Source organism: Pseudomonas sp. WPR_5_2 (assembly GCF_003634475.1).
Taxonomy (GTDB): domain Bacteria; phylum Pseudomonadota; class Gammaproteobacteria; order Pseudomonadales; family Pseudomonadaceae; genus Aquipseudomonas; species Aquipseudomonas izuensis.
This window is the reverse complement of the sequence record NZ_RBLA01000002.1, coordinates 595182-613030: the sequence shown is the minus strand read 5'-3', so window position 1 is coordinate 613030 and position 17849 is coordinate 595182. Positions and strand designations below refer to the sequence as shown.

General features: G+C 61.7%; 18 protein-coding genes. 13 read left to right on the top strand and 5 right to left on the bottom strand.

The window, feature by feature from the left end:
• The first annotated feature begins 84 nt into the window (after positions 1–84).
• Positions 85–1038, top strand: coding sequence for a LysR substrate-binding domain-containing protein (locus BJ917_RS11555; RefSeq protein ID WP_121103404.1), 954 nt, complete (start codon positions 85–87; stop codon positions 1036–1038).
• Positions 1039–1044: 6 nt separating this feature from the next.
• Here the strand turns inward: BJ917_RS11555 and BJ917_RS11550 are convergent, their stop codons facing one another.
• Positions 1045–1572 carry a DUF3087 domain-containing protein gene (locus BJ917_RS11550; RefSeq protein ID WP_121103403.1) on the bottom strand — a complete coding sequence of 176 codons (528 nt, stop codon included), beginning with the start codon at positions 1570–1572 and terminating at the stop codon, positions 1045–1047.
• Between the two features lie 233 nt (positions 1573–1805).
• Between BJ917_RS11550 and ppnN the strand changes: the two genes are divergently transcribed.
• The 4 genes from ppnN (at position 1806) to BJ917_RS11525 (ending at position 5546) form a co-directional block, all read left to right on the top strand.
• Positions 1806–3179 carry a nucleotide 5'-monophosphate nucleosidase PpnN gene (ppnN, locus tag BJ917_RS11545; protein WP_096510279.1) on the top strand — a complete coding sequence of 458 codons (1374 nt, stop codon included), beginning with the start codon at positions 1806–1808 and terminating at the stop codon, positions 3177–3179.
• A 139-nt stretch (positions 3180–3318) separates the two neighbouring features.
• The gene (locus tag BJ917_RS11540) at positions 3319–4059 is read left to right on the top strand and encodes a response regulator (protein ID WP_121103402.1); all 741 of its coding nucleotides are present in this window, start codon (positions 3319–3321) and stop codon (positions 4057–4059) included.
• 172 nt (positions 4060–4231) lie between these two features.
• Complete coding sequence (locus BJ917_RS11535; RefSeq protein ID WP_096510277.1) at positions 4232–4570, top strand: hypothetical protein; 339 nt, start codon at positions 4232–4234, stop codon at positions 4568–4570.
• Positions 4571–4811: 241 nt separating this feature from the next.
• Positions 4812–5546, top strand: coding sequence for an ABC transporter substrate-binding protein (locus BJ917_RS11525; protein WP_121103400.1), 735 nt, complete (start codon positions 4812–4814; stop codon positions 5544–5546).
• A gap of 25 nt (positions 5547–5571) precedes the next feature.
• Here BJ917_RS11525 and BJ917_RS11520 read toward each other — a convergent pair whose 3' ends face one another.
• The 3 genes from BJ917_RS11520 to BJ917_RS11505 all read right to left on the bottom strand — a co-directional run bounded on the left by BJ917_RS11520 (position 5572) and on the right by BJ917_RS11505 (position 9376).
• On the bottom strand, positions 5572–7008 hold the full coding sequence (locus tag BJ917_RS11520) for an FAD/NAD(P)-binding protein (protein ID WP_121103399.1): 1437 nt from the start codon (positions 7006–7008) through the stop codon (positions 5572–5574).
• A gap of 239 nt (positions 7009–7247) precedes the next feature.
• Positions 7248–8651 (bottom strand): LLM class flavin-dependent oxidoreductase, encoded by a 1404-nt coding sequence (locus tag BJ917_RS11510; protein ID WP_121103397.1) that lies wholly within the window; start codon positions 8649–8651, stop codon positions 7248–7250.
• 161 nt (positions 8652–8812) lie between these two features.
• Positions 8813–9376 carry a helix-turn-helix domain-containing protein gene (locus BJ917_RS11505; RefSeq protein ID WP_096510273.1) on the bottom strand — a complete coding sequence of 188 codons (564 nt, stop codon included), beginning with the start codon at positions 9374–9376 and terminating at the stop codon, positions 8813–8815.
• Between BJ917_RS11505 and BJ917_RS11500 the strand changes: the two genes are divergently transcribed.
• From BJ917_RS11500 to BJ917_RS11470, 7 genes are all read left to right on the top strand, one after another.
• Entirely contained in the window at positions 9371–10396 is a 1026-nt protein-coding gene (locus BJ917_RS11500; protein ID WP_096510272.1) for a DMT family transporter, read from the top strand. The genes BJ917_RS11505 and BJ917_RS11500 overlap by 6 nt on opposite strands.
• 271 nt (positions 10397–10667) lie before the next feature.
• Positions 10668–13586 (top strand): monovalent cation/H+ antiporter subunit A, encoded by a 2919-nt coding sequence (locus BJ917_RS11495; RefSeq protein ID WP_096510271.1) that lies wholly within the window; start codon positions 10668–10670, stop codon positions 13584–13586.
• A complete protein-coding gene (locus BJ917_RS11490; protein ID WP_007986256.1) occupies positions 13586–13930 on the top strand; it encodes a Na+/H+ antiporter subunit C in 345 nt (114 codons plus the stop codon). The genes BJ917_RS11495 and BJ917_RS11490 overlap by 1 nt, the downstream gene beginning before the upstream one ends.
• Complete coding sequence (locus BJ917_RS11485) at positions 13927–15606, top strand: monovalent cation/H+ antiporter subunit D (protein WP_121103396.1); 1680 nt, start codon at positions 13927–13929, stop codon at positions 15604–15606. Before BJ917_RS11490 ends, BJ917_RS11485 begins: the two co-directional genes overlap by 4 nt.
• Positions 15603–16091, top strand: a complete 489-nt coding sequence (locus tag BJ917_RS11480) for a Na+/H+ antiporter subunit E (RefSeq protein WP_096510269.1) — start codon at positions 15603–15605, stop codon at positions 16089–16091. The genes BJ917_RS11485 and BJ917_RS11480 overlap by 4 nt, the downstream gene beginning before the upstream one ends.
• Positions 16088–16366, top strand: coding sequence for a K+/H+ antiporter subunit F (locus BJ917_RS11475; protein ID WP_096510268.1), 279 nt, complete (start codon positions 16088–16090; stop codon positions 16364–16366). Before BJ917_RS11480 ends, BJ917_RS11475 begins: the two co-directional genes overlap by 4 nt.
• The gene (locus tag BJ917_RS11470; protein ID WP_096510267.1) at positions 16363–16725 is read left to right on the top strand and encodes a Na+/H+ antiporter subunit G; all 363 of its coding nucleotides are present in this window, start codon (positions 16363–16365) and stop codon (positions 16723–16725) included. The genes BJ917_RS11475 and BJ917_RS11470 overlap by 4 nt, the downstream gene beginning before the upstream one ends.
• 115 nt (positions 16726–16840) lie before the next feature.
• On the opposite strand, the gene BJ917_RS11465 is transcribed toward BJ917_RS11470, so the two are convergent.
• Positions 16841–17278 carry a DUF3995 domain-containing protein gene (locus BJ917_RS11465; protein WP_096510266.1) on the bottom strand — a complete coding sequence of 146 codons (438 nt, stop codon included), beginning with the start codon at positions 17276–17278 and terminating at the stop codon, positions 16841–16843.
• 95 nt (positions 17279–17373) lie between these two features.
• On the opposite strand from BJ917_RS11465, the gene BJ917_RS11460 reads away from it, so the two are divergent.
• A complete protein-coding gene (locus BJ917_RS11460; protein WP_096510265.1) occupies positions 17374–17760 on the top strand; it encodes a DUF2946 domain-containing protein in 387 nt (128 codons plus the stop codon).
• Positions 17761–17849 lie beyond the last annotated feature (89 nt).

Sequence of the window (17849 nt, the reverse complement as noted above, 5' to 3'; positions counted from 1 at the left end):
ACCGATCTTAGGTAACGGGACCCTGGGCTGGGGAGTCTCAGTTTGGTTATGATGACAACCAATGGTTGTCTGAAGGGTAAGCAGATGAAATTGCATCAACTTCAAGCGCTGATTGCCAGCGCCGAGACGGGCAGCATCCGCGCTGCCGCCCGTTCGCTCGACATTTCCCAGGCGGCCGTGACCAAAGCCTTGCGGGAGCTGGAAACCAGTCAGCAGCTACCGTTGTTCACCCGCACGCCCAGCGGCCTGAGCTTCACTGAATACGGCAAAGTCCTGCTGACCCACGCCCGGCTGGTGATCAAGCAACTCGAACATGCGCAAACCGAACTCGATCACCTGCGCGGCAAGGCCCAGGGGCGGCTTTGCGTCGGGATCACGCCATGGATCGCCCTGACCTTCCTGCCCGACGTGGTGCTGGCGTTTCGCGAGCGCATGCCGCAAATCAAGTTGGAGCTGTACGAAAGCCTCATGGCCGTGGCCCAGCCACTGCTGCGCGACGGCAGCATGGATTTCGCGATCGGCCAACTCCATCCGGGGCAATCGACCCAGGAATTTACCTGCGAAACCTTGCTGGATTACCAGACCTCTGTGCTGGTGCGCGAAGGCCATGCGCATCAGCATGCCCGCTCGATCCATGAACTGCTGGAGCAGAACTGGACCCTGAACCATGCGCCGGACGGCCACGATGGGTTGATGCAGGAACTGTTCTGGAAACACGGCGCGAAGATCGACGAAAACCGCATCGTTCGCGCCCAGTCACTGGCCATCTTGCAGATGATGGTTGAGCGAGCCGATATGTGCACCTGGGGGCCTTCGATTGTCAGCGCTGCCCCGCCCTTCCTCGGCCGCGTGGTCTCCCTGGACCTGGCCGAACAATTCGATGACCGGCAACTGAGCATCGTGACACGCCGCAACGTCGCACTGAGCAATCCGGCACTCTGCTTCACCGATTGCCTGCTGCAGGTCATTCGTCGCCATGCCCGATCGGCAAAAAAGGAAGACCGGAAACTTTTCGAGACGCTGCGACTGCGGGTTTGAATGGCCTCAGGTCCGCGCCTGCTTCACCGCCTCCAGCCATGCAGGATCCAGACGGCTCTGATCGGTTTCGATGCCCAGCGCTTGCATTCGCGCCTCGTGCCGCTCCATTTCCCGGCGCAATTGCCCATGATCGCTGGAGTTCCCGTCCAATTGGTGCATTTGGCTCAACCCGAGGTGATAGAAGCGCAACAGCTTCATGGCGCTCGGATCACCCGCTTCCACCGCGGCCGTGACGTGATGCATGACGTTAGTGACACTCATCAGGCTGCGCTTGAGCTGCCAGCTGTAGACCGCCGGCGCCATCCATGCCTGAGTCCAGAACACCTTGCGCATCAGCGCCGCCATCACCAGCACCGCGGCAAACACGCCGCCGATGTTGAAACGCAGATTGTCCCCGCCAGGCGTACCGAACAACGCCACCGCCATGGTCGACAGCACCATCGCCAGCGCCAGGAAAATCAAGGCGATCACCAGCGTGCTGCGCCGCGTCTGTTGCCGATAGGTTTCGGCGTTCATCGGCTGGATTTCGAACATTACGTCGGGTTTCCTTACTTCAATGATAAAAAGTCTCGCGGGGCACAAAAAGCGCGGGCCATTATCGCCTCTGCGAGGGATTTAGCTATGCTGGGGCTCCTTTTCATCTGTTCATCGTCAAACGGGGGACATGGCAAGACCGCGCAGTTCGTGCCATCTTCTTTCATGGATACACACCATTCGGATGCCATTCGTTGTTTCTGCGCGAATGTCATCGTTTTAAGGATCATTGAATGACCCAACGACAAGTAATCAACGCTTCGGTCAGCCCGAAAGGCAGCCTGGAAACACTCTCCCAACGGGAAGTCCAGCAACTGAGCGAAGCCGGATCCGGCAGCACCTACAACATCTTCCGCCAGTGCGCCCTGGCCATCCTCAACACCGGCGCCCATGTCGATAACGCCAAGACCATCCTCGAAGCCTACAAGGACTTCGAAATCCGCATTCACCAACAAGACCGTGGCGTACGCCTGGAGCTGCTGAACGCCCCGGCCGACGCTTTCGTCGACGGCGAAATGATCGCCAGTACCCGGGAAATGCTGTTCAGCGCCCTGCGCGACATCGTCTACACCGAAAACGAACTCGACAGCCAACGCATTGACCTGAGCACCTCCCAGGGCATCAGCGATTACGTGTTTCATCTGCTGCGCAACGCCCGCACCCTGCGCCCCGGCGTCGAGCCGAAGATCGTCGTGTGCTGGGGTGGCCACTCGATCAACACCGAAGAATACAAATACACCAAGAAAGTCGGCCACGAACTGGGCCTGCGCAGCCTCGACGTGTGCACCGGCTGCGGTCCCGGCGTGATGAAAGGCCCGATGAAAGGCGCCACCATCGCCCACGCCAAACAGCGTATCCACGGCGGCCGTTACCTGGGCCTGACCGAACCCGGGATCATTGCCGCCGAGGCACCGAACCCGATCGTCAACGAGCTGGTGATCCTGCCGGACATCGAAAAACGCCTGGAAGCCTTCGTCCGCGTGGGCCACGGCATCATCATCTTCCCGGGCGGCGCCGGCACGGCCGAAGAATTCCTGTACCTGCTCGGCATCCTGATGCACCCGGGCAACGAAGGCCTGCCCTTCCCGGTCATCCTCACCGGGCCGAAACATGCCGCGCCGTACCTGGAGCAACTCGACGCCTTCGTCGGCGCGACCCTGGGCGAAGCGGCCAAAAAGCACTACCAGATCATCATCGACGATCCGGCGGAAGTCGCCCGGCAGATGACCGCCGGCCTCAAGGCGGTCAAACAGTTCCGCCGCGAGCGCAACGACGCGTTCCACTTCAACTGGCTGCTGAAAATCGACGAAGGCTTCCAGCGCCCGTTCGATCCGACCCACGAAAACATGGCCAACCTGAAACTGAGCCGCGACCTGCCGGCCCACGAACTGGCCGCCAATCTGCGCCGCGCGTTCTCCGGCATCGTCGCCGGCAACGTCAAGGACAAGGGCATCCGCCTGATCGAACAACACGGGCCTTACCAGATCCGTGGCGACGCGGCGATCATGCAACCGCTGGATCAACTGCTCAAGGCCTTCGTCGCCCAGCACCGGATGAAGCTGCCCGGTGGCGCGGCGTATGTGCCGTGTTATCGAGTGGTGGCCTGATAGCTTTGGTAGGAGCGAGCCTGCTCGCGATGGACGTTACGATAACGCGTGCTGTCTGAATGAACGCGTCGCCCTGACGTTTTTCGCGAGCAGGCTCGCTCCTACAGGTGTGTACGCCAACGAATACAAGGGATCGACCATGGACCACGTCAACCACATCCTGATCGTCGACGACGATCGCGAAATTCGCGAACTGGTCGGCAACTACCTGAAGAAAAACGGCTTGCGCACCACCGTGGTTGCCGATGGCCGGCAAATGCGCAGTTTTCTGGAAGCCAACCAGGTCGACCTGATCGTGCTCGACATCATGCTCCCCGGCGATGACGGCCTGGTGCTGTGCCGCGAGTTGCGCTCGGGCAAGCACAAAGCCACGCCAATCCTCATGCTCACCGCGCGCAACGATGAAACCGACCGCATCCTTGGCCTGGAAATGGGTGCCGACGACTACCTGACCAAACCCTTCGCCGCCCGCGAACTGCTGGCGCGGATCAACGCCGTGCTGCGCCGCACCCGGATGCTGCCGCCCAATTTGCTGATCACCGAAAGTGGCCGCATGCTGGGTTTCGGCCGCTGGCGCCTGGACACCACCGCCCGGCACTTGCTGGACGAGGACGACACCCTGGTGGCCCTCAGCGGCGCCGAATACCGCTTGCTGCGGGTATTCCTCGATCACCCGCAACGGGTATTGAGCCGCGACCAGTTGCTCAATTTGACCCAGGGCCGCGACGCCGACCTGTTCGATCGTTCCATCGACTTGCTGGTGAGCCGCCTGCGGCAACGATTGAAGGATGATTCCCGGGAGCCGACCTACATCAAGACCGTGCGCAGCGAGGGCTATGTGTTTTCCTATCCGGTGCAAATGCTCGATGCCCAGGCATGAGCATTTCCCGAGGTGTTTTGTATCCGTCTGTATAGGAACCCCATCCTGATACGCAACAGCCGATTTCGCACCGTTCAGGCACACATCAGCGATACACCCCGGCGTTTAACTGTGACCACCAGCTAGCACAGGCTACTGACCACTCACTACTTAAGCGCACGGAGAATTTCCCATGTTCAACTTCTCGAAAGTTTCGTCCCTGGCACTCGGCCTGGCATTGGTGGGCGGTCTTGGCCTGTCGAACCTGGCATCGGCCAACACCCCTAGTGTTGCCGCCCCAAGCACTGCCCAGGCGTTGCTGGCCGAAGGCGGTTCGGACCGGTTGCAACAAAATCGCGTCGCCGAGGGTGGCTCCGATCGCCTGATCGAGAATCGTGTCGCCGAAGGCGGATCGGATCGTTTGCAGGAACGGCGTGAGCGCATTGCCTCGATTCCGGGCAACGCAGCGATCAATGGTGTAGTCGTCGCCGAAAACCGTGCCGAATTCGGTTCGAAATATCAGCGTTATTGATCACGATCTCCCTCACAACTGATATCCACTGAGGGAGCGAGCCTGCTCGCGAAGACGGACGTCCAGCCGACAATGTTGTCGCCTGACACTTTGCCTTCGCGAGCAGGCTCGCTCCCACAGGTATTACAACAACCCTATCCCTATAAATCCTCATCTCTGACACAAAAGCCCCGGAGATAGTCCGGGACAGTGGCACTGTGCCCGTACTAGTATTCGCGCTTCACTTCATCAAGGACGATTCATGAAGCGCTTGGCCGGTTGCCTGCTGTATTTCCTGACGCTGAATGCGCTCGCGGCCGATTTGACCCTGCTCACCGACAACCACCCGCCCCTGCATTTCCAGCAAGGTGGCCAACTGGTGGGATTCGGCGTGGATGTGGTGCAGGCCTTGGCCGAACGCACCGGCGATCATTTGAACTTGCAACAATTGCCGTTACTGCGAGCCTTGCATGTCGCCAGCACTGAACCGGCGACCGGGGTCTTCACCGTATTGCGCACCGCCGAACGCGATGGCCAGTACCAGTGGGTCGGGCCATTGCTGGAAGTGGAAACCGCGCTGTACTCCGCCGACAGCGCCCGGCCGCCGGTGCGCAGTTTGCTGGAAGCCGGCAAACTTGGCCGCATCGCCGTGCCACGAAAATGGCTGGCCTATAGCTACTTGCAGAAACAGGGTCTGAACAATTTGTATGGCGTCGAAACGCCAGAACAGATGATGCGTTTGGCGCGGGTGGGCCGTGCCGATTTTGTCGTGGCCGATACCCTGTCCCTCGCCACCATTGCCCGCGAAGAAGGGTTGGCCCCCAGCCAATTGCACTATCAGATGCCACTGATGCAGCAAGCCAGCTACATCGCTTTTTCCCTGCAGACCGATGTACGCCAGATCGAACGCTGGCAACAGGCGCTGGATGAGATGAACCGCGACGGGCGCCTGGAGCAAATCAAACAGCGTTGGCTCAGCGCCAACACACCCCGCTGAACAGGATCACCCCTCTCGATAACGACTATGCGCAAGACGCCACCAAACGCACAGCCAATGCCTTGGCCTGACTGGCCACATCGGTGACAGCGGTACTCTCCCACCACATCCCCCGCAACGGCGGCCCCATGGCAAACAACCGACTGGCGGCCTGGCCATCGGCATCCAGCACCGCACCGTCCACCTCAGCAGCAATCCCCAATGCCAACGGCCCCGGCTTGATCAACCCGCGCGCCAGCAACTGTTGTGGCAACGGCCGCGCAACCCGACGCCAGTCGTACTCGATGCCGCTGGAGTTGATCAATGCCGCGCCGCTGACGACAACGGTTTCAGCCTCCCCCCGACGACGAATGCGAATGCTCACTTCACCGCCTGGGGAAGGCTCAAGCCCCTTGAAGGACGCCGCCTGAATCCGCAACCGCCCTTCCCCGTGCAGGCGTTCTACCAGTTCGGCGCTCAAGGGCGGCGAACGGTGGTGATGGCTTTCCCACCACGGCCGCACATGCCGCACGAACTGGCGACGCTGCACGTCGGTGGCCTGATTCCACAAGCGGCCGATGTGCGCCCGCACGGTGTCCAGCGGCGCCTGCCAATCGATGCCCCCGGCGATCGCGTCACGGCAATGCCGGCGCAGTTCGCGCACCAACTGACGGGGTGTGCGAATGCTGTGATCCTCGGCGAGGAAATCCACCCAGGCGGGTGGCTGGCGCCGCACATGGGGCAGCAAGCCATGACGGGAAAACACCTCGATCGGCCCGCGATGCCCGGCCTGCTCCAGCGACACCACGGCATCGACCATGGTCAGGCCCGAGCCGATGATCAGCACCGTCGATTGCGGATCAAGCTGCTGCATCGCGGCCACATCCCATGGGTCGAGTGCGGCGGCGTTCAAGCCACTGGATTGGGTCTGCGGCGTTCGGGCGGCGGGGAACATGCCCGTGGCGAGCACAGCAAAGGCACCCTGCAAATGCCGGCCATCGTTCAAGGTCAATCGCACCGCCTGCGCTTCAGTTTGCAGATCTACCACCTCGGCTCGCACATGCTCGACCGTCGAACCGTTCAACGCGCCCACCGCTTTCGCTTCGGCCAGACGCTGCTGCACGTACAGGCCGAAAATCCCCCGAGGCGGGAACAGTTCACTGACCGGCACATGCTGCTCGTCCGACTCCGGCCAGCCACCGGCGGCGATGTATTCGCCCAGCCATTGGGTCAGGTCGTCGGCGTTGTCCGGGTCGACGCTCATGCGCGCCGCATTGCCATTGAGCGTATGGCCCAACTCCACGGCGCTGTAGGCCTCGCCCCGACCAAGTTCGGCGCGGGGTTCGATCACCAGCACCTGGCGACGACCCGGCAGGCGCAGCAGTTGCGCCGCCAGCATCGTGCCGCTGAGACCGCCGCCGACGATCAGGATGTCTGCGTGCCGGATGATGTCGGTCGGCTGTCCGTTTGGAGTTTCACTCATGCCGTTCTCACTGATCCGTGTTTGCCTGGGTAGCTGCCACGTTAATGTTTTGACCCGCATTCTGGAAGCTCACCTGCGCCTGTGTCATGTGCGTGGACGCAATATCAAAAACACCGATGCCTCCTTGTGGGAGCGAGCCTGCTCGCGAAGAGGTCGTCACAGTCAACATCGATGTCGACCGATACACCGCTTTCGCGAGCAGGCTCGCTCCCACAGGGATTTGTGGAGTGCTCCAGGTACTACGCAGACACCACTTTTTTCTCCTGCTCCCGCAACCCCGCCAGATCGCGATAGCCTGCCCCGGGATGAATCCGGGGCAATCGCGGCCCTTCCCCGAACAACTTCTCGCGCAAAGTCCCCGGCGCATAGTCGGTCTTGTACACCCCGCGCTTCTGCAACTCCGGAACCAGCAGTTCCACGGCATCGACAAAGGTTTCGTGGGTCAGCGCGTAAGCCAGGTTGAAGCCGTCCACATCGGTGTCCTCGACCCACTCCTGCAGCAGGTCGGCGACGGTTTCAGGGCTGCCGACGAACAGCGGGCCAAAGCCGCCGATGCCCACCCAGTCCGCCAGTTCGTTGGGCGTCCAGACCTTGTTCGGATCCGCCGTGGAGAACGCCTCGACCGCCGACTGAATGGCATTGGTGTGCACATGTTTGAGCGGTTCATCCGGTTTGAACTGGCTGAAATCGATCCCGGTCCATCCCGAAATCAACGCCATGGCGCCTTCGTAGCTGACCCAGGTTTTGTATTCCTCGAACTTGGCCTTGGCCTTGGCGTCGGTCTCGCCGAGGATCACCGTTTGCAGGTTGAAGATCAGGATTTTCGACGGATCGCGCCCGGCTTCGGCGGCGCGACGGCGGATGTCCGCGACGGTTTTCTTCAGCAGCACTTTCGACGGCGCGGCGACGAACACGCACTCGGCATGTTCGGCGGCGAACTGCTTGCCGCGACTCGATGCTCCGGCCTGATAGAGCACCGGTGTGCGTTGCGGAGAAGGCTCGCACAGGTGAATGCCCGGCACCTGGAAGTGCTTGCCGACGTGCCGGATCTCGTGGATTTTGCCCGGATCGCTGAACACCCGACGCTCACGGTCGCGCAGGATCGCGCCCTCTTCCCAACTGCCTTCCCACAGCTTGTAGCAAACCTCCAGGTATTCCTCGGCGAAGTCGTAGCGGGCATCGTGTTCGGTCTGGGCTTTCTGCCCGAGGTTCTTCGCGCCGCTCTCCAGATACGAGGTGACGATGTTCCAGCCTGCGCGGCCCTTGGTCAGGTGATCGAGGGTCGACAGGCGCCGGGCGAACGGGTACGGATGCTCGAACGACAGCGACGCGGTCAGGCCAAAACCCAGATGTTCGGTGACCAGTGCCATCGGCGGGATCAATTGCAGGGGATCATTGACCGGCACCTGCGCCGCCTGACGAATCGCCGCATCGCCGTTGCCGTTATAGACGTCGTAAATGCCCAGCACATCGGCAATGAACAAACCGTCGAACTTGCCACGCTCGAGGATTTTCGCCAGATCGGTCCAGTATTCGAGGTCCTTGTACTGCCACGAACGATCCCGCGGGTGCGCCCACAGCCCCGGCGACTGGTGGCCGACGCAGTTCATGTCAAAAGCGTTGAGACGAATTTCACGGGCCATCAAACGGCACTCCGTAGCTTGGGGAATGAATTCCCTGAGCTTCTGCAGGAGTCGTGCCGAAACTTAAATTCGTTATTTTTCAACAAGTTAAAGAATAATTAGAGAAACACTTACAGCTTCAGAAACACAAAGTGTTTATCCCGTGTTGATGGGCCAACAGTTCAGATCACCACGTTGCGCACAAACCGCACCGCCACTGGCCCATCGTTGCGATAGGAATGGGGCTGGTTGCTGGCGAACATGAAAAACTCGCCGGCGCTGATGCGGTGCGGTACATCGCCAACCATCAGGGTCAGGCAACCTTCGAAGACATAAAACTGTTCGCTCCAGCCATCGGCATCCGGCTCCGACGGGTAATGCTCGCCCGGTTCGAGGCGCCATTCCCACAGTTCGACTTCACGGCTGGCATTGGCCTTGGCCAGCAATACGGCTTTGCTGCCGGGAATCGTCCCGGCCCAGGCCAGTTCGTTGATGCGGCTATGGTCACGCACGTCAGGAGCCTGGATCAGGTCGCTGAACGCCACGTCCAAAGCCTCGGCCACGCGATCGAGGGTGGTCAGGCTGACGTTCTTTTCACCGGCCTCGATGGCCACCAGCATGCGCCGGCTGACGCCGGACTTTTCCGCCAGGGCGGTCTGGCTCATGTCCGCGGCATGGCGCAAACGGCGAACGTTCTGGCTGACGTGCTGCAGGACCGAAGCCCGTTGCGTGGAATCTTTGTGCACTATATTGCTCACTTGGTGGTGTTGCGCAGTATACTGCCCAACTTCCGGCGCATTGTGCGTCCCCCTCAAATAGTGTGCAAGATCATGACGTCGGTGAACTCCTCCCAGGCTACCTCCCGTTTCCTGCGGCTCAGCAAGGCTGAGTGCGTGCTGGTGCTGATTACCATGGTTTGGGGCGGGACCTTTTTGCTGGTACAGCATGCAATGACCGTCAGCGGACCGATGTTCTTCGTCGGCCTGCGCTTTGCCGCCGCCGCGTGCCTCGTCGCCCTGTTCTCCTGGCGCAGCCTGCGGGAACTGACCCTGTTCGAACTCAAGGCCGGGGCCTTTATCGGCGTGGCGATCATGCTGGGCTACGGTTTGCAGACGGTGGGCCTGCAAAGCATTCCCAGCAGCCAGTCGGCGTTTATCACCGCGTTGTACGTACCTTTCGTGCCATTGCTGCAATGGCTGGTGCTGGGGCGTCGCCCGGGGTTGATGCCGAGCATCGGGATCATGCTGGCGTTTACCGGCTTGATGCTGCTGTCGGGGCCCTCCGGCGCGGCGTTGAATTTCAGCCCCGGTGAAATTGCCACCCTGATCAGTGCCATCGCCATTGCCGCGGAGATCATCCTGATCAGCAACTTCGCCGGTCAAGTCGATGTGAAGCGGGTGACCGTGGTGCAACTGGCGGTCACTTCGCTGCTATCGTTCCTGATGGTGGTGCCGACCCAGGAACGCATTCCAGACTTTTCCTGGCTGCTGCTGTGCAGCGCCCTGGGGCTGGGCGCGGCGAGTGCAGCGATTCAGGTGGCCATGAACTGGGCGCAGAAAAGTGTTTCACCAACCCGCGCCACCTTGATCTACGCCGGTGAGCCGGTATGGGCCGGGATTGTCGGGCGGATCGCCGGGGAGCGCTTGCCGGCGATTGCATTGCTGGGGGCCGGGTTGATTGTGGCGGCGGTGATTGTCAGTGAGTTGAAGACCAAGGGTAAAAGTGCTGCGGCTGATGAAGCGTTGGAGCGTGAGACGCAAGGTTAAATCGTGGCATTTCTGGTGTGAGGTCTGACGCCATCGCGGGCAAGCCTTGCTCCCACAGGTGCTGTGTGGCTCACAAAAATTACAATCAACACAAACCCAGTGGGAGCAAGGCTTGCCCGCGATGGGGCCGGACCTGCCGAACACACACCTTTGAAACAATGTTAAACAAGGATTTTCCGTCTACCTTGTAGGATTCTGCGACAGCTTGGCGTTTGGTGATCCGGGAGCTGGCACGTATGATGCTTCACAAACTTCCGCAGATTAGAAGCCTATGTCCTTGATAGTTCTACTGCTTCTGCCTTTCATAGGCAGCTGTCTGGCAGCGGTGCTGCCACACAACGCGCGTAACACCGAATCGCTGCTGGCTGGCCTGGTTGCCCTGATCGGCACCGTCCAGGTCGCCCTCCTGTACCCACAAATCGCCCATGGCGGCGTCATTCGTGAAGAATTCTTCTGGCTGCCGAGCCTGGGCCTGAACTTCGTCCTGCGCATGGACGGTTTCGCCTGGCTGTTTTCGATGCTGGTGCTGGGCATCGGCACCCTGGTTTCGCTATACGCCCGTTACTACATGTCGCCGGACGATCCGGTGCCACGCTTCTTCGCGTTTTTCCTGGCATTCATGGGCGCCATGCTCGGGCTGGTGATCTCCGGCAACCTGATCCAGATCGTGTTTTTCTGGGAGCTGACCAGCCTCTTCTCGTTCCTGTTGATCGGTTACTGGCACCACCGCGCCGATGCGCGGCGCGGCGCGTACATGGCGCTGATGGTCACCGGAGCCGGTGGTTTGTGCCTGCTGGCGGGGGTCATGCTGCTTGGCCATGTGGTCGGCAGCTATGACCTGGACAAGGTCCTGGCCGCCGGCGATCTGATTCGTGCACATGCCCTCTACCCCATCCTGTTGCCCCTGATCCTGATTGGCGCCCTGAGCAAAAGCGCGCAATTCCCCTTCCACTTCTGGCTGCCCCACGCCATGGCGGCACCGACACCGGTCTCGGCCTATCTGCACTCGGCGACCATGGTCAAGGCCGGGGTATTCCTGCTCGCGCGATTGTGGCCATCGCTGTCCGGCAGTGAAGAATGGTTCTACATCGTCAGCGGCGCCGGGGCTTGCACCCTGTTGCTCGGCGCGTACTGCGCGATGTTCCAGAACGACCTCAAGGGCCTGCTGGCCTACTCGACCATCAGCCACCTGGGCCTGATCACCCTGCTGCTGGGCCTGAACAGCCCGCTGGCGGCAGTGGCGGCGGTGTTCCACATCCTCAACCACGCCACGTTCAAGGCCTCGCTGTTCATGGCCGCCGGGATCATCGACCACGAAAGCGGCACCCGGGACATCCGCCGGCTCAACGGTCTGTTCAAGCTGATTCCGTTCACCGCCACCCTGGCCATGGTCGCCAGCGCCTCCATGGCCGGCGTGCCATTGCTCAACGGCTTCCTGTCGAAAGAGATGTTCTTCGCCGAAACCGTGTTCATCAATGCCACGGCGTGGATCGAAACGACCCTGCCAATCGTCGCGACCATCGCCGGGACGTTCAGCGTCGCCTATTCCCTGCGCTTTACCGTGGACGTGTTCTTCGGCCCCACCGCCACCGACCTGCCCCACACGCCGCACGAACCACCGCGCTGGATGCGTGCACCGGTCGAGTTGCTGGTGTTCACCTGCCTGGTGGTCGGGATCTTCCCGGCGCAAGTGGTCGGCCCGCTGCTCGCCGCCGCCGCGTTGCCGGTGGTGGGTGGCACGCTGCCCGAATACAGCCTGGCGATCTGGCACGGCATGAATGCGCCGATGATCATGAGCCTGATCGCCATGTCCGGCGGCATCGTCCTTTATCTGCTGCTGCGCAAACAACTCAAGCGCGGGCGCTTCCACTACCCGCCGCTGATTGGCCGGTTCAATGGCAAGCGTCTGTTCGAGCGCGTCCTGGTGATCAAGATGCGCCTGGCCCGTCGCCTGGAACGGCGGATCAGCACCCGGCGCCTGCAAACCCAACTGTTTTTGATGGTGCTCGCCGCCGTACTGGCCGGGTTGATCCCGATGCTGCACAGCAGCCTGCACTGGGGCGACCGGCCGAAGATTCCGGGGTCGATCGTGTTCGTCATCCTGTGGCTGCTGGCGATTGCCTGTGCGCTGGGCGCCGCGTATCAAGCCAAGTATCACCGACTCGCCGCCCTGACCATGGTCAGCGTCTGCGGCCTGATGACCTGCGTGACCTTCGTCTGGTTCTCGGCACCGGACCTGGCCTTGACGCAACTGGTGGTCGAAGTGGTGACCACGGTGCTGATCCTGCTGGGCCTGCGCTGGCTGCCACGGCGGATCGAAGAGGTTTCGCCGTTGCCGAGCAGCCTGCGCAAGGCGCGCATCCGGCGGATCCGCGACTTGCTGCTGTCGACCGTGGTCGGTGGCGGCATGGCATTGCTGGCCTACGCGATGCTGACGCGCCAGACGCCGAACGATATTTCCTCGTTCTACTTGAGCCGCGCCCTGCCCGAGGGCGGCGGCAGCAACGTGGTCAACGTGATGCTGGTGGACTTCCGTGGTTTCGACACCCTCGGCGAAATCACCGTACTGGTGGCGGTGGCGTTGACCGTGTTCGCCCTGTTGCGTCGTTTCCGCCCGCCGAAAGAAAGCCTGCAACTGCCGGCCCAGCAGCGCTTGCTAGCGCCCGACGTGGTCACCGACCTGGTCAACCCGCGTCATGCCAGCGACACCGCACTCGGCTTCATGATGGTCCCGGCAGTGCTGGTGCGCCTGCTGTTGCCGATTGCCTTCGTGGTGTCGTTCTACCTGTTCATGCGCGGGCACAACCTGCCGGGCGGCGGCTTTGTCGCGGGGCTGGTGATGTCGGTGGCGTTCATCCTGCAATACATGGTGGCAGGCACCCAGTGGGTCGAGGCGCAGATGAGCCTGCGGCCGTTGCGTTGGATGAGCACCGGCCTGTTGTTCGCCACGGTCACCGGTCTCGGTGCGATGGCGGTCGGTTATCCGTTCCTGACCACCCACACCTGGCATCTCGATCTGCCGTTGCTGGGCGACATTCACCTGGCCAGCGCATTGTTCTTCGACATTGGCGTGTACGCAGTGGTGGTCGGTTCGACGCTGCTGATCCTCACCGCCCTCGCCCACCAGTCGGTGCGGGGTCACAAGACCGCCGCGCAACCCAAACCCGTCGCCATCAAGGAGGCCGTCTGATGGAAGAAGTCATCGCAATCGCCATCGGCGTCCTGGCCGCGTCCGGCGTCTGGCTGATCCTGCGGCCACGAACGTTCCAGGTGGTCATGGGCCTGTGCCTGCTGTCCTATGGCGTCAACCTGTTCATCTTCAGCATGGGCAGCCTGTTCATCGGCAAGGAGCCGATCATCAAGGACGGCGTGCCGCAGGATCTGCTGCATTACACCGACCCGCTGCCCCAGGCGCTGGTATTGACCGCGATCGTCATCAGTTTTGCCATGACCGCGTTGTTCCTGGTGGTCTTGCTGGCCTCCCGGGGCCTGACCGGCACCGACCATGTGGATGGCCGGGAACCTAAAGAATGAATCCGATGACGCACCTGATCGCGGTACCGATCCTGCTGCCGTTGCTGACCGCCGCCATCATGCTGATGCTCGGCGAAAAGCACCGGCCGCTCAAAGCCAAAATCAACCTGTTCTCCAGCCTGCTGGGGCTGGGCATCTCCATTTTGCTGCTGCAATGGACGCAGACCACCGGCGTGCCCGGCTCCATCGGCGTGTACCTGCCGGGCAACTGGCAAGTGCCGTTCGGCCTGGTGCTGGTAGTCGATCGTCTGTCGGCGCTGATGCTGGTGCTGACCGGGATCATCGGCGTCAGCGCCCTGTTGTTCGCCATGGCGCGCTGGGACAGCGCCGGTTCGAGCTTCCATGCGCTGTTCCAGATCCAGTTGATGGGCCTGTACGGCGCGTTCCTCACCGCCGACCTGTTCAATCTGTTCGTGTTCTTCGAAGTGCTGCTGGCCGCGTCCTATGGCTTGATGCTGCACGGTTCGGGCCGCGCGCGGGTGTCGTCGGGGCTGCATTACATCTCGATCAACCTGCTGGCCTCGACCTTGTTCCTGATCGGCGCGGCGCTGATCTATGGCGTCACCGGCACCTTGAACATGGCTGACCTGGCGCTGAAAATCCCGTTGGTGCCGCAGGCCGACCGCGGGCTGCTGCACGCCGGCGCGGGGATTCTCGCGGTAGCGTTCCTGGCCAAGGCCGGGATGTGGCCGCTGAACTTCTGGCTGGTGCCGGCGTATTCCTCGGCGAGCGCACCGGTGGCGGCGATGTTCGCAATCATGACCAAGGTGGGTGTCTATACCTTCCTGCGCCTGTGGACCCTGCTGTTCTCCGGTCAGGCCGGAGCATCGGCGTATTTCGGCGGCGACTGGCTGATCTACGGCGGCCTGATGACCATCGCCTGCGCTGCGGTGGCGATCCTCGCCGCGCAACGCCTGGAGCGCATGGCCAGTTTGAGCATTCTGGTGTCGGCGGGGATTCTCTTGTCGGCCGTCGGTTTCGCCCAGCCCAACCTGATCGGTGCGGCGCTGTTTTATCTGGTCAGTTCGACCCTGGCCTTGAGCGCGCTGTTCCTGCTGGCCGAGTTGATCGAGCGTTCGCGCTCGGCCAGCGAGATCCCGCTGGAAGATGAAAACGAAATGCTGCCACGACCACTGGAGTCGTCGGCGCCGGTCAAGGGCATCAACCTCGACGACGATCAGAAAGCCGTGGTCGGCCAGGTGATTCCCTGGACCATGGCGTTTCTCGGCCTGAGCTTCATTGCCTGCACATTGCTGATCGTTGGCATGCCGCCACTCTCCGGGTTCATTGGCAAACTCGGCCTGCTCAGCGCCCTGCTCAACCCGCTGGGCCTGGGCCATGAAGCACCGATCTCGAACGGAGCGTGGGGTTTGCTCGCCTTGCTGATCCTCTCTGGCCTGGCCTCGCTTGTGGCCTTTTCGCGCCTGGGCATCCAGCGTTTCTGGACGCCGGCAGAACGGCCATCGCCAGTGCTGCGACGCCTGGAATGCGTGCCGATCTTCGTCCTGCTGGCCTTGAGCATTGCGCTGACGTTCAAGGCCGAGCCGTTGCTGCGCTACACCCAGGCCGCCGCCGATGCCTTGAACAACCCGCAGCAATATGTGATGGCTGTGCTCGGCACCCGGGCTGTGCCAAGTCCTGAAGCCAAGGCTGCGATGCTGGAGGTGCAACCATGAAGCGCCTGTTTCCCGCGCCGTGGCTGTCGCTGGCCCTGTGGATGCTGTGGTTGCTGCTGAATTTGTCGATGACCCCCGGCAACTTGCTGTTGGGCGCTGCACTGGGCTTCTGTGCGCCGTTGATGATGCGCAAGTTGCGTCCGCTGCCGATCCGCATTCGCCGGCCGGGGGTGATCCTGCGCCTGTTCCTGGTGGTCGGTCGCGATGTGCTCGTGTCCAACGTCGCCGTGGCCTGGGGCGTGCTCAACGCCGGCCGCCGCCCGCCGCGTTCACGGTTCATCAAGGTGCCGCTGGACCTGCGCGATGCCAATGGCCTGGCGACGCTGTCGATGATCTGCACGGTAGTGCCCGGCACGGTCTGGTCTGAATTGGCGCTGGACCGCAGCATTCTGTTGCTGCACGTCTTCGATCTGGAGGACGAAGCGCCGTTCATTGAGCACTTCAAGGCGACGTACGAGCGCCCGTTGATGGAGATATTCGAATGAGCGCCTTGCTGTCGAACGCGATCCTGCTGAGCCTGTTCCTGTTTTCCGTGGCGATGATCCTGACCCTGATCCGCCTGTTCAAGGGCCCGTCGGCCCAGGACCGGGTTCTGGCGCTGGACTACCTGTACATCATCGCCATGCTGATGATGCTGGCGCTGGGTATTCGCTATGCCAGTGACACCTACTTCGAAGCGGCGCTGCTGATCGCCCTGTTCGGTTTCGTCGGCTCGTTTGCCCTGGCGAAATTCCTCCTGCGCGGCGAGGTGATCGAATGAATGCCGAATTGTCCTTGTGGGTGGAAATCCCGGTGGCGATCCTGCTGGTGCTCAGCAGCCTGTTTGCGTTGATCGGCGCCATCGGCCTGGTGCGGATGAAAGACTACTTCCAGCGCATGCACCCACCGGCCCTGGCTTCGACCCTGGGTGCCTGGTGCGTGGCGCTGGCGTCGATCATCTACTTTTCGGCACTCAAGTCCGCGCCGGTGTTGCACGCCTGGCTGATTCCGATTTTGCTGGCGATCACCGTGCCGGTGACGACGTTGCTGCTGGCGCGGGCGGCGCTGTTCCGCAAGCGCATGGCCGGAGATGATGTGCCGGCGGAGGTCAGCAGCCGGCGTACGGAAAGCGGGAGTTAAGTTCAGAAGCTTGCGTTGTTTGGACCGGCCTCTTCGCGAGCAGGCTTGCTCCCACAGGTCATGTGCGATCCATTGTGGGAGCGAGCCTGCTCGCGAAGGCGTCAGTCGAGGCAACTCAAACCCAGGCCACCGCCAATAACCCCGCTCCCAACACCACACACAACGGCGAATAAACCCAGGTATCCCACCGGGCAAACCGTGAATCCTTGACCTCCTTGAAAAACCCCACCAGCTCCGAATCCCCGATCGCCCGGGCGAACAGCAATATCGCAATCGCGCTGATCACCCACTGCAACGCTTTGTGTTCCACCTGCGGCAGCCACCAGCCAACCCGCAAACACACCAACAGGGCAATCACCGACAAGGCCGCAGCCACCAGCAGCGTGATCCAGCCTCGCGGCTTGAAGGCTGGCTGCAACCGCACACCGCCCTCCACCGGTATTTGCGGCACGGCCGCCACCGTCGCCCATTCACCACCCAACGCCCAATAAACGTGCACCAAACTGATCGCTGCAAATATCGTCACCAGCCATTGAGCCAACGCAAAGGTCATGGTTGAAGATCCTTGAAAGAGATTGGGTCAGAATCATCCTAGTCGGCATTTTTTGACGTGCACGACCGGTCGGCGGAGGAGTAAAGTGCCGCCCCATGAAATTCTCCCGCACCGATCGCTCACTGCTGGCCTGGACGCTCTACTGCTGCGTTCTGCTCAATGTGTTCGCCTGCAGCATCGGTCACGGGCAAATGGTCGGAATGCAGCTCAATGGCATCGGCGGCCAGTTTTGTGCGGTCGACCCGAGCACCCAGGCACCGGTTTCGACCAACCCTTCCCAGGAACAATTGCCGACGCTGTCCAAGGCGTTCGGCTGTCCGTTGTGCTCCAGCGGGGGCATGGGGCCCGCGTTCAACTCCAGCCTGACCCTGGCGATCCTTCCCGAACAACACAGCCCGCCATTGGCACCGATTGCCAGTGCCGACCTCCCTGCCCGTTTCACCTGGCCCTCAGCCAATCCGCGCGCGCCACCGCTCGCCTGAATCTCTTTGCCTCTACCGATCAGCCCACTTCGCCAACGCGAGGCGTTTGCGTGTGCGCTGTTTGCTTGCCAAGAATTCAGGATTCATCA